This window comes from Leuconostoc holzapfelii (assembly GCF_012396485.1).
Classification (GTDB): Bacteria; Bacillota; Bacilli; order Lactobacillales; family Lactobacillaceae; genus Leuconostoc; species Leuconostoc holzapfelii.
The window spans coordinates 84,109-95,997 of record NZ_JAAXPO010000001.1 but is presented as its reverse complement, the minus strand read 5'-3'; the positions used below and the strand labels follow the sequence as shown (position 1 = coordinate 95,997).

General features: G+C 44.2%; 11 protein-coding genes. 10 read left to right on the top strand and 1 reads right to left on the bottom strand.

Translation table 11 applies throughout. From position 1 onward, the window contains the following. Window positions 1-4 precede the first annotated feature (4 nt). From HF966_RS00425 to HF966_RS00380, 10 genes are all read left to right on the top strand, one after another. Complete coding sequence (locus HF966_RS00425) at window positions 5-430, top strand: phosphate-starvation-inducible protein PsiE (protein WP_168675699.1); 426 nt, start codon at window positions 5-7, stop codon at window positions 428-430. A gap of 157 nt (window positions 431-587) precedes the next feature. After that, window positions 588-1,499, top strand: a complete 912-nt coding sequence (gene rbsK, locus HF966_RS00420) for a ribokinase (protein WP_168675698.1) — start codon at window positions 588-590, stop codon at window positions 1,497-1,499. Next, window positions 1,499-2,947: an RsmF rRNA methyltransferase first C-terminal domain-containing protein gene (locus tag HF966_RS00415; protein WP_168675697.1), complete on the top strand. Its 1,449-nt coding sequence runs from the start codon at window positions 1,499-1,501 to the stop codon at window positions 2,945-2,947. Before rbsK ends, HF966_RS00415 begins: the two co-directional genes overlap by 1 nt. Window positions 2,948-3,120: 173 nt before the next feature. Beyond that, window positions 3,121-4,236: a BMP family lipoprotein gene (locus HF966_RS00410; protein WP_168675696.1), complete on the top strand. Its 1,116-nt coding sequence runs from the start codon at window positions 3,121-3,123 to the stop codon at window positions 4,234-4,236. Between the two features lie 135 nt (window positions 4,237-4,371). Beyond that, window positions 4,372-4,710: a DUF1831 domain-containing protein gene (locus HF966_RS00405; RefSeq protein ID WP_168675695.1), complete on the top strand. Its 339-nt coding sequence runs from the start codon at window positions 4,372-4,374 to the stop codon at window positions 4,708-4,710. A gap of 1 nt (window position 4,711) precedes the next feature. Next, window positions 4,712-5,365 (top strand): histidine phosphatase family protein, encoded by a 654-nt coding sequence (locus HF966_RS00400; protein ID WP_168675694.1) that lies wholly within the window; start codon window positions 4,712-4,714, stop codon window positions 5,363-5,365. A gap of 33 nt (window positions 5,366-5,398) precedes the next feature. Continuing rightward, window positions 5,399-7,783 carry an SF1B family DNA helicase RecD2 gene (gene recD2 / locus HF966_RS00395; protein WP_168675693.1) on the top strand — a complete coding sequence of 795 codons (2,385 nt, stop codon included), beginning with the start codon at window positions 5,399-5,401 and terminating at the stop codon, window positions 7,781-7,783. A gap of 40 nt (window positions 7,784-7,823) precedes the next feature. Further along, window positions 7,824-8,798: a ribose-phosphate diphosphokinase gene (locus HF966_RS00390; protein WP_168675692.1), complete on the top strand. Its 975-nt coding sequence runs from the start codon at window positions 7,824-7,826 to the stop codon at window positions 8,796-8,798. Next, window positions 8,795-9,688 carry a GDSL-type esterase/lipase family protein gene (locus HF966_RS00385; protein ID WP_168675691.1) on the top strand — a complete coding sequence of 298 codons (894 nt, stop codon included), beginning with the start codon at window positions 8,795-8,797 and terminating at the stop codon, window positions 9,686-9,688. Before HF966_RS00390 ends, HF966_RS00385 begins: the two co-directional genes overlap by 4 nt. A gap of 3 nt (window positions 9,689-9,691) precedes the next feature. After that, a complete protein-coding gene (locus tag HF966_RS00380; protein ID WP_168675690.1) occupies window positions 9,692-10,681 on the top strand; it encodes an aldo/keto reductase in 990 nt (329 codons plus the stop codon). A 28-nt stretch (window positions 10,682-10,709) separates the two neighbouring features. Here HF966_RS00380 and HF966_RS00375 read toward each other — a convergent pair whose 3' ends face one another. Further along, a complete protein-coding gene (locus tag HF966_RS00375; RefSeq protein WP_168675689.1) occupies window positions 10,710-11,324 on the bottom strand; it encodes a helix-turn-helix domain-containing protein in 615 nt (204 codons plus the stop codon). Between the last annotated feature and the right edge of the window lie 565 nt (window positions 11,325-11,889).

The following is an 11,889-nucleotide window of genomic DNA, read 5'->3' as shown; positions in this document are numbered from 1 at the left end:
AAGTATGAAACACGAATGGCACCAAAAAGTGGCCAATTATTTTGAATATGTCTTAAATGTCCTCATGATTGTGATTGGGGTGGTGATTTTTGGCTTTTTATTGCGAGAAATCTATAATTTGGCCTATTTACTCTTAAGCGTCAACGACATGCGGGCGCACTTTGGGCAAATTACCGATGCCACGTTGGCAGTTTTTTTGTTCTTCGAATTTATGAGCTTGGTACGCGAGTACTTTATTAAAGATGCGCATATTTCAATGGAAAGTTTCCTTTACATTGGGGTAACGGCATTGATTCGGGCGATTTTGGTTTATCATGATCAAACCATGAAAACGTTGTTGTTGGCGTTATCGATTGGTATCTTGGTCGTGGCGTTAACGATTTATCGTTATTTCCGAGAAAAGGGCAAAATGCACCGTACGACACTTTAATTTATCATTTTTGAGTGAAAAACGTTTGAAAAGCACGGCTAGCCGTGCTTTTTTGCATGGTTTAAACATGGTATGATAGAAGGGAAATGACACGGAGGAAAGTGATTTGTGACATTGCCCAAGCTATGGGTAGTGTGGCAGATCGTGAATAGCAATCATGGCAAAAAAAATTGTGGTCTTAGGCAGTCTGAATGTTGATAGCATTATGAAGATGCCGCGGATGCCTTTAGTAGGTGAAACAATGGCGTTAACTGACGTTGCCACCGCACCAGGCGGTAAGGGCGCCAACCAAGCGGTTGCCGCTGCGCGACAAGGGGCACAGGTTGATTTTATCGGCGCTGTTGGTCAAGATGCCAACGGGACGTTTATGCGTCAAACGTTGCAAGACAATGGGGTGGATGTTTCAGCGGTGACCGTCAATCCCCAAGTACCAACCGGATCGGCCTATATCATGCTACAAGCAAACGGTGCGAACACAATTTTAATCCATGGTGGTGCCAACCAAGCGCTCACACTAGCGGATTTAGATGAGGCAATCATTGCCCAGGCGGATACATTAATTGCGCAATTTGAAGTCCCACTTGACGTCATCACAGCGGCGTTTAAGCTGGCTAAAACACACGATGTGCAAACAGTGTTGAACCCAGCACCCGCAGTTTATGACATTACCCCGACGTTGGCTAGTTTGACAGATATCATTTTGCCAAATGAAACGGAAGCCCAATTATTGACAGGTATCCCAGTGACCAATGATGAGACTGTGTTAAATCAAGTCAGTGATGCGCTTTTGGCGATGGGGATCCCTCGCAGTATCATCACACTTGGTGATGCGGGGGCCTTTATTGCCGATGGCGACCAACGGTGGTGGGCTAAGCCTAAGAAAGTAGCGGCGGTCGATACGACAGCGGCTGGTGACACTTTTATTGGGACACTCGCCAATGAATTAGCACCAGACATGCATAATTTAGCGCAAGCAGTTGACCGTGCAAGTACAGCAAGTGCCATTGCAGTCACGCGCCACGGGGCAATTCCGTCAATTCCAACCCGAGATGAAGTGGACCAGTTCTGATGACCAATTTACCAACAGATTTTATCAGTAAATATACACGCTTATTAGGTGACGAAGCCCCAGCGTTTTTTGACACATTTGATGATCAAGTTCAAAAAGCGTATCGGATTAATCCTCTTAAAGCACATCCCATCGTTAGTGATACACCCGACCATGGCCCAGTACCATACGGGCAGTGGGGGCATTTTGGGGCAGTCTCTGGTCACAGTGTTGACCATGTGACCGGTGTGGTGTATTCACAAGAACCATCTGCGCAGTTTGTAGGTGAGGTGCTCCAACCACAGCCTGGTGAGCGCGTGTTAGATCTTGCCGCTGCTCCTGGTGGCAAAACAACCCACCTCGCAGCTTTTATGCAACAAGATGGCTTGCTTTGGGCGAATGAAATTTTCATGAATCGCGCCAAGATTTTAAGTGAAAATATTGAACGGATGGGCGTGCAAAATAGCATCGTGAGTTCACATGCACCAGCTGAATTAAGTGCGAAACTGCCGCAATTTTTTGACAAAATTTTGTTAGATGCACCATGTTCTGGCGAAGGCATGTTTCGCAAAAATCCAGCGGCAGTCGCGCAGTGGCATCAAGATTTCCCACATGAATTAGCCGATTTACAACGGGAAATTTTACAAGAGGCCATGAAAATGTTACGTCCTGGGGGACAAATCGTCTACTCAACATGCACGTTTGCCCCAGAAGAAGATGAACAAATGATTGCTTGGTTGATGCAAGAATATCCTGAGATGACCCTCTTATCAATTGAAAAGCCAGCCCATACACATGTTAGTGATGGCCGGCCGGCTTGGGCAGATCATGATTATACTGCGGGTCAGACATCTGAAAGTACAACCGTTGATCAGATCGAACTGGCAAAGACTGCGCGTTTGTGGCCACAAGTCTTGCAAGGCGAAGGGCATTTTGTGGCCAAGTTACAAAAAAGTGCAACGGCTGCCGTGACAGATGTTAACGTGAAACCATTAGTCCCCAGTCCGCTGAGTCGGGCGCAAGAACAAATTGTGACCGCGTTTTTATCAGATACGCTGGTTGATTTTGATCTGGCAGGCCGCACGTTTACCTTATTCGGGGATCGCTTGTATCTGGCACCGGTTGAAACACCAGATATCACGGGGATGAAAATTTTACGCCTTGGGCTTGAACTTGGCACATTTAAGAAGAATCGCTTTGAACCAGCGCATGCTTTAGCGTTAGCACTACCACCCAAAGCCTTTGTGCAAACCTATGCGTTGGATACGGCCGATTGGGCAAAATTTGTTCATGGCGATGTTATTCGACCAGATGTACCAATACAAAAAGGTTGGGTTGTGATGACAGCAAATGGGAATGGTGTTGGTTGGGGGAAGTTTGTGGATGGTCAAATCAAGAATTTCTTTCCCAAGGGCTTACGCTTTGTTGTGAAGCCAAATGATGCACCACTCGCACCAGAAGAATATTAAAACCCGAACATTTTCCAACCTGTCAAGCCCATGATTTGACCTTGTTTTGGTCAGTAGAACACGTATAATAGAAGCTAGTATTTACGCCATCTCATCATTTGAGGTGGCGTAAAAATTTGAAGCTGGGGTCGGTGCTATGCATTTGCATACCTCACAAAGGGAGAATAATCACCATGAAAAAATCAACTCAAATTGTCGCAGGAATTGCTGCTGTAGCCATCATCGGTGGCGGCATTTATGCTGGTGTATCACACCAATCTAATCAAGCAACCAATGCAAAAAACGTGGCCTCACTTGGTCTCGTACTTGATGTAGGTGGTGTGGATGACCACTCATTTAACCAATCGGCTTGGGAAGGTGCGAAGCAATATGCCGCAGCAAACCACGTGAAGGCAGGACAAAATGCGCCGGTGACGTACTTTTCTACGGCTGACCATTCTGACTTAGACCAGAATTTTAATTTGGCTACCAAGAGCAAGAAGTACCAGATCGTCTATGGGATTGGGTATTCTTTGAATCAAGCCATTACCAAGTCGGCGAAATTAAACCCGAAGCAAAAGTTTGTGTTGGTGGATGACATTGTCACCAACCAACCAAACGTTGCTTCAGTGATGTTCCGTTCAGAACAGTCATCTTATCTTGCTGGTGTCGCTGCGGCGACAAAGGCTAAAGCCAATGGCGAAAAGGCAGTTGGCTTCATCGGCGGGATTCACGGGAATATCATTGATGCTTTCGATGCTGGATTTGAAGCTGGCGTGAAGGCAACTGATCCAACACTAACCGTTGAAAAGCAGTATGCCAATTCATTCACTGACTCAGCTAAAGGAAAGACCATTGCAGCAACGATGTATGCGTCAGGCATTAAAACGATTTTTGCTGCGGCAGGTTTTGTCGGCAATGGCGCCTTTTCAGAAGCCAAGGCTGAAAACTCAAAGCTCACAGCGGATTCAAAAGATCGTTTGTACATTATTGGTGTTGATCGCGATCAAAAGTCTGATGGCGCCTATAAGTCAAAAGATGGTCAGTCAGAAACATCAACCTTGGCATCATCTATCACGTCTGTAGGTGCCGGCGTGAAGCATATTGCTGACGACTACAATAAGAAGCACAGCTTCCCTGGTGGCCAGACCGTGGCTTATGGGTTGAAGGAACAAGGGGTGTACTTAACAGAATCAGCGCTGACACCAGATGAAAAGGCCGCTGTTGATAAAGCACAAAAAGCGATTATTGCTGGCACAATTAAAGTGCCTAATCACCCAGCAGGCTCACAATTTAATCAAAAGTTTTAAGCCAAACAGGCAACATTTTGCCGGAGAGCCCCGCTATCGTGGGGCTTTTTTGGTATAATAAAGACAGTATGTTTTAGGAGGAAGTGTACCCAACTGATCGTTGAAAAACGCGCGTGGTGGGTGTACAAAAAAGAAATGGCTTTCGATCAACAAGTGACGATTTCTGGGGATGCAACTTATCAACTCAGCCCACAAGTGAAGAAGTATACGCTCGGTGATTTAGGCTTTGTGACCAATAATGCGGGCGTTTATGTGTTACACCGCTCACTTGAACCGGAAAAGGCCTTGGTTAATGCGATTCAATTAAAGGTCTCAGTTAACCAAACACTGACGGGCTTTAAAATGAGTACCGTGTCGGCTGGCGATGTGGTTCGCGTAGACATTTTTAAGCATCAACATGCGGCCGAATTGGTACAATTGTATCATTTCTTTGTGGATGAATTGGTGGCACGTGGTGTGCTAGAAAAGATTTAATATGACAACATTTTATTTTGTACGACATGGGCAAACAGCCTGGAACCTTGAGCGACGTTTTCAAGGCGGGAATGGGGATTCAGATTTGCTGCCATCTAGTTATGATGACATGATCAAGGTGGCCGAGTATTTAAGCGACGTCCCTTTTACCCGCGTTTTTGCTTCGCCGCTGCGTCGGGCTCGCGTAACAGCCACCCAAATTAGTCGGGCAATGCATTATCGTGGCCGGATTTCGCTGCGGTCAAATATTGCTGAAGTGGGCTTAGGTCGATGGGAAGGTGAGTTGGTGGCGAATGTACAAGTTAAGTATGCGACCGCTTATCACAATTATCGACATGATTTAGATCAATTTGAAGGCGTTGAATTTGGTGGTGAAGGGTACACACGTGCCAGTCAACGTTTTGCACGCTTCATTAAAAATTTGGCGCAACAATACCCCAATGACAATATTTTAATTGTGTCACATGGGATGGCGTTGTCATTTGGCATTAACGCTTTATTACAGACGCCACGAATGGCCATTCGGACCCGTGGGGGATTAAGCAACACATCAACCACCGTCCTCTCAACACAAGATGGCCAACATTTTCAGGTTGAAGATTGGAATAACACATCGTATTTAAACAAGCCACAAAACGATGGGACAACGATTTAATTTAACATTGGGATAGGATATTATTTGCACACGATGGCATTTCCAACGGAACAACTGGACAAAATTACCGGCACGTTACAACACATCATTTTTGCGTCCAGTGATTCTTATTTTAAAATTTTATCGGTACAAATCGACGAGGCGACTTTAGTGGATTGGGATGCGCCTGAAATCATTGTCACGGGAACTTTTGCTGATGTCCAAGAGGGCAGTACGTATGCTTTTTATGGCCAAGTTGTGCGCCATCCAAAATATGGCCAACAATTAAAAGTGGTACGTTATGAAAATGAACTACCACCTGATGAAAACGGCTTGATTAAGTACTTTGCCAGTGGGCAATTTTCAGGCATTGGTAAAAAAACGGCTGAAAAAATTGTTGATCATTTGGGCTTGGATGCGGTAAATCTCATTTTAGATGACGTTTCGGTATTGGACGGCATTATGAAGCCAGCAACCGCCCAGAAATTAGCCCGCAATTTACAACTCAATTTAGGCCTGGAGCGCTTATTTCAAGTCGGGAATCAGTACGGGCTAGGGGCCGACTTAGCTGGACGTCTCTATGATCAATATGGTCACGAAGCAGAAACAATTTTAACCACCGATCCGTATCGTCTTGTCTTTGAATTTGACGGTATTTCTTTTAAAACGGCAGACGGCATTGGCCAAAAAAATGGGCATACGCGTGATGATTCGCGACGCATTCAGGCGGCTGTTTATGCTACGATGATGAATGTGAGCTTTCAATACGGTCACACATTTTTGACGCGTGACCAACTCGTGCAAACCACGGCCCAGTTGTTACGTGATCAACAATTAGAAACAGCCATTACGGCTGCTATTGCGCAACTCCTCAAGGATCAAATCCTGGTCGATGAGGACGGCCGTCTGTATGCGACGGCTTTATATCAGGCAGAAGTTCAGACTGCCCAAGATTTGCGGCGTTTATTGCGTGCGCCGATGCCATTTGACATCACCTCGGAAGCAATTGCTGCTGCAGTGGTCACACCTGGCCATATGCAATTAGATGAGACACAAATTGCGGCTGTGACAGCGGGGTTGAATGCGCAAGTGTTCTTATTGACTGGTGGTCCTGGGACAGGCAAAACGACAATTGTCCGCACAATTGTGGCAACGTGGCACCAGTTGTTGGCCCAGCAGGCTAAGTATGCAGACAATACAAAAGATTTTTTGAAAAATTATGCCGTGAAATTAGCGTCACCAACTGGGCGTGCGGCGAAACGAATGACCGAGGTCACCGGCTATGATGCAACGACTATTCATCGGCTACTCGGCATTGCAGATCTAGATGAGCCAGAATTTAACGCGGATAATCCCATTGCTGGTGGTTTACTCATTATTGATGAGGCTTCGATGCTCGATATTGAGCTTACCGCCAAATTGCTGGCCGCTATTCCCAGTGGCATGAAAGTGATTATCGTCGGGGATGCCGACCAATTACCATCCGTTGGACCTGGTAATGTGTTAGCTGATCTGGTGGCGAGCCAGGCACTGGCACATATTGAGCTGGAAACGATTTATCGTCAAGGGCGTGGTAGTAGTATCACGACAATGGCCCAAGACATTAAAAATGGCCGCTTACCTGCAGACTTTATGACTAACCAACGTGATCGCTCAACGTTTATGGTGGCGCCAGATCAAGTGGCAACGGCAATTGAACAGGTGGTCAAAGCCGCAATTAAAAAAGGGTATACCGCCGATGAATTACAAATTTTAGCGCCGATGTATAAAACAACTGCGGGTGTGCATGCTTTAAATACCATGGCGCAAGCGTTGTTTAATCCCATTAAACCGGCACAAAAATCGTTACAGTTTGGCGAAACCATTTTTCGTCGGGGCGACAAGGTGCTTCAGTTGGAAAATGACAGCGAACGCGACATTTATAATGGCGATATGGGCCAAATTGTTGCGGTTCAATATAAAAAAGATCCAGGGAATACTGAAAATGAAGACAGTCTGGTGGTTGATTTTGATGGGAAAGAGCTAGTTTATCCTAAAAAGCAATTGAATCAGTTGACCTTAGCCTATGCTACCACAGTGCATAAGGCCCAAGGTAATGAATTTCGCTTGGTAATCATGGCCTTAACGTCGCGCTTTGGCTTAATGTTAAATCGTAATTTATTGTATACTGGGATCACTCGCGCAAAAGAAGCCTTGATTTTGGTTGGCGAATATGAAGCATTTGCTCGCGCGGCCCAGACACCCGTGCCGATGCGAGCCACTTGGTTAACGCAACGGCTACAAGCAGAAGAAAAAAACGTTACCCAACCAGTTGCTGTTAGCCAACCAACCCCACCAGGTACGAAGCAATTAACAACACAGTTAATTGTGGCACAGGCTGTGTCACCAATGATTGGGATGGCTGATGTGACCCCGTATGACTTTATGGGCACGACTTGAAACCTGGTATAATGAAACTAAGAAAAAATGGAGTAAGAAAATGACGACCCCTGAATACCGCTTATTTAGCCTTGGCAGTAATCCAAAGTTGGCCAACGAAGTCGCCAGCATTTTAGGCACGAAATTATCTGATATTGATGTGCGGCAATTTGCCGATGATGAGATTTATGAACGAATTGAGCAAACTGTGCGTGGCCGAGATGTTTATGTGATGCAAGGCATTTCAGACCCAGTGAATGATAATTTCATGAAATTGATGATTTTTATTGATGCCGCGCGCCGCGCTTCAGCAAAGACAATCAATGTGGTTATACCATATTTTGGGTATGCGCGGTCAGATCGTAAAGCACGTTCTCGCGAACCAATTGCCGCCCGTTTGGTGGCAAATATGTTGGAATCACAAGGCGTCAAGCGCGTGATTACGATGGATTTACATGCCGATCAGGTGCAAGGGTTCTTTGATATTCCAGTGGATCACTTGATTTCAATGCCAACTTTAGGTCATTATTTCTATGAAAACGACCTACTTGGTTCAGATTTAGTCGTTGTGGCGCCAGATCATTCTAGTGTGGGTCGCGCACGTAAATTCGCCAAGTTGTTGCATGCTGAATGGGCAATTATTGACCGCCGGGCCAATGATGATTCCCATACGACACCTTTTGGTATTACTGGTCATGTTAAAGGTAAGCGGGCAATTTTGATCGATGATATCATTGATACGGGCTTAAGTATGACTTTGGCGAGCGCGTCATTGGCTGCAGCTGGCGTGACGGACATTTATGCCGTGGCGCCACATGCGGTCTTGTCTGATCATGCCGTGTCTAAATTAGCCGAATCCGCCATTTCAAAAATTTTGGTGACCAACACGATTGAAGTGCCAGACGGTAAGCAATTTGATAAGTTAAGTCACCTGTCGGTTGCAGCACCGTTTGCCGAAGCGATTCGCCGCGTGGCAGCTTTTGAGAGTATCGAAGATATTATGAGAAGCCCAGATAATTTGGATGTTAAACTATGAAAACAGTTGATATGACAGCATTGCTATCACCTGAATGGGGTGTTAGCGACGCTGGTTTCTTAACAACACAATATGGTGCAGCACTGACATTTAAAACCAACCGCGTGTGTCAGGTGACATTAACCTTTGCCAAAGCCTACCGTGGGCTGAGTTTTGCCGTTAAAATTAATGATAATGATTGGCAGACCATTGCCGTGTCAGCAAAGGTATTGCAATTGTCGCTTGACAAGACACCTGCTACAGTTCAGGTTGTGCTTCGGGAACGTGAGGGGAGCAGTGAGGCCTTTTGGAATGATCCGGTCATCCTTACCACGATGACCATTGACGATGGCGATGTCGTGCCATTCGCTGTCACGCAGCCTTTTGTTACTTTTGTTGGGGATTCTATCACGGCTGGCGAGGACATGGCGGCCGATGGCAATCATCCAGAAGTGAGCTATCCGCAACTTGTTGCTAATATCTTAGGGCAACCGCTCAATCGTATCGCTTATGGCGGCACAGGATTGACCGCATCAGCCCCTTATCAAATCCCAACCGCGATAGAGGCGTTATGGCATGTCGGAAATAATGTGGCGCGACCATTAGTGGCGACAAATTTAGTCATTGTCAATTATGGGACAAATGATGCCAATTATGGCGCAAACGCGCAGCAGTTTGCCTTTGGGTTGCGGATTTATCTCCTTGAATTGATAAAGCGCTTTCATAATGCTAAAATTATGTTAATGATGCCATTAAATGGTGCGTTTCGGGCCGTGTTTGTTGCCGAAACAGCACGCTTTGATCAATTGACGTTAATTGAAACAAAAGCATGGTTACCAACCATGACCCATGTCCACCCGAATTGTGCAGAGCATCAAGTCATTGCAGAGCAGATAGTGAAAGGACTTTAAAGTATGGTATATGCAGCAGATGAACAACGTTATGAAAAATTACCTTATCGTCGTGTCAGCGATTCTGGCTTAATTTTACCCGCCGTATCCTTTGGGTTGTGGCGAAACTTAGGCGATCAAATGCCTCTGGAAAACTCTAAAAAAGTGATTTTAAAAGCCTTTGATAGTGGTATTTTTAGTTTTGATAATGCGTCAAATTATGGGCCAAGCAACGGCACGGCTGAAGAAACTTTCGGCCAAGTGTATCGCAGTGATTTAAAGCCTTACCGCGATGAATTGGTGATTACGACCAAGGCAGGGTATCACATGTGGCCAGGGCCATTGGGTGAATTTTCTGGCAAGAAAACATTAACTGCGGCTTTAGATTTGAGTTTACAGCGCATGGGCTTAGATTATGTGGATATCTTTTATGCTCACCGTTGGGATCCCAATACGCGCTTGGAAGAAACGGCTTATGCGTTAGATTTGATGGTTAAGCAGGGCAAAGCCTTGTATATTGGGGTGTCAAATTACACCGCAGAGCAAACAGCAGCGATTGCCAAGTTATTTGACGAGTTGGGGACACCATTTATTGGAAACCAAGTCTCGTATAATATGTTGAACCAAACGGCGACTGAAGATGGGCTATTGGATGTTTTGGATGACAGTCATGCCGGCTTAATTGCTTATGGCCCATTGGCAGAAGGCTTATTGACGGATCGTTATTTGACAGGTATTCCAGAAGATTATCCAATTCATCGCACCAATGAATTTTTGTTTGAAAATGGTAAAGATGACTTGATTACGAAGTTAAACGGCTTGAATAATATCGCGCAAGCCCGTGGTCAAAAATTGTCACAAATGGCTTTGGCATGGTTGTTAAGAGATCGTCGGGTAGCTAGTGTTGTGATTGGGGCAAGTAATATTGACCATTTGGTCGATAATCTCGCTTTTAGTCACAATATGACATTTACCGAAGAAGAAATCGCACAAATTGACAACATTTTGCAATAAAAAAAGCATCCCGCAGGGATGCTTTTTTTTATTGGTTTAATTCGTCTTCTAGAAAGTGATTTCTAAAATATTTAGGTGTTAAACCAGTAACTTTTTTAAACGTTTTAATAAAGTAACTTGGCGTCGAAAACGCTAATTGTTTGGCGATATCTGGAATGGGTGCATCCGACACAATTAGAATTTCTTTTGCGCGATCAATCTTATTTTTTCGGATAAATTGCGTAATCGTAATGCCAAACTTTTCCTTAAATGCTGGATTCAAGTTCTTTTTTGAGGCATGGACTGCTTTGGCAATGTCATCTAAATTAATGTTGTCACAAACGTGTTCATTAATATACGACATGATGCGATCTGGAAGCGGTAGGAAGTTGTGGATGCGATAATTTTGAATGGTTTTGAAATAAAACCAGGTCACACCATTCAATGTATTAATGAAATCTGGAAAATTAATGGCATGTTCTATTTCGTTTACAAGATCTGTTTGTATTTTAAAAGCACGGTCAACCGGATACCCCCATTGCTCAATGGCATGGGTCAAAATAGCAATATAAGAGACAATAAAGTCTTTTTTTTGCCGGAGGGTTGCATGGTCAATATCCAACGCATCAAAGAAATGGATATTTGGTAATTTTTCGATAGCCATAACGAGATCATCTTGATTAGAATAAATAACTGCGTTAATGATTTCATTTTCAACATCATAATAAGACGAACAATCTGGATCAATCGGTGAATGTTCGATAACTCTTTGTGATAAACGCTTATTATGGATAAAAGATGTTCGCGTGGGGCGATATTTCCAGTATACAATCGATAAATGGTCTGTGAAATTAATTCTAGTTTTGTGAGCACACTGACTAGTCGAAACTGACTTTCTGAAAATGAGCTACGATTAAAGTCAAACAGGTAATAAATCGTCTCGCTAGATGATACTTGAACGGCTAAAATATAGCCTGTATCAAAACTGATAGCTTGATAGGTTTTTTGAGGATATTTTTCAAAGAATACGATTGCGTTTTTTAATTGTGTTCTTTTTACTGCAGATTGCGAATCCACCTGATCTATTTCATCATTAGTTTTGAGGTATACGTTGGCATTTAATATCTGTGCAAAATTAGTTATGTCTTTCATATGCTTCCTTGTGATAAAAAAATTATAGTTTAAAAGTTTTCTTTTCAATTGTGTTATAGTAAACAATTTTTGATTAT

Excerpts from the sequence above, each read along its gene's own strand:
- HF966_RS00425 (WP_168675699.1), top strand. The coding sequence starts at position 5 with ATGAAACACGAATGGCACCAAAAAGTGGCCAATTATTTTGAATATGTC.
- rbsK (WP_168675698.1), top strand. The coding sequence starts at position 588 with ATGGCAAAAAAAATTGTGGTCTTAGGCAGTCTGAATGTTGATAGCATT.
- HF966_RS00415 (WP_168675697.1), top strand. The coding sequence starts at position 1,499 with ATGACCAATTTACCAACAGATTTTATCAGTAAATATACACGCTTATTA.
- HF966_RS00410 (WP_168675696.1), top strand. The coding sequence starts at position 3,121 with ATGAAAAAATCAACTCAAATTGTCGCAGGAATTGCTGCTGTAGCCATC.
- HF966_RS00405 (WP_168675695.1), top strand. The coding sequence starts at position 4,372 with ATGGCTTTCGATCAACAAGTGACGATTTCTGGGGATGCAACTTATCAA.
- HF966_RS00400 (WP_168675694.1), top strand. The coding sequence starts at position 4,712 with ATGACAACATTTTATTTTGTACGACATGGGCAAACAGCCTGGAACCTT.
- recD2 (WP_168675693.1), top strand. The coding sequence starts at position 5,399 with ATGGCATTTCCAACGGAACAACTGGACAAAATTACCGGCACGTTACAA.
- HF966_RS00390 (WP_168675692.1), top strand. The coding sequence starts at position 7,824 with ATGACGACCCCTGAATACCGCTTATTTAGCCTTGGCAGTAATCCAAAG.
- HF966_RS00385 (WP_168675691.1), top strand. The coding sequence starts at position 8,795 with ATGAAAACAGTTGATATGACAGCATTGCTATCACCTGAATGGGGTGTT.
- HF966_RS00380 (WP_168675690.1), top strand. The coding sequence starts at position 9,692 with ATGGTATATGCAGCAGATGAACAACGTTATGAAAAATTACCTTATCGT.
- HF966_RS00375 (WP_168675689.1), bottom strand. The coding sequence starts at position 11,324 with ATGGCTATCGAAAAATTACCAAATATCCATTTCTTTGATGCGTTGGAT.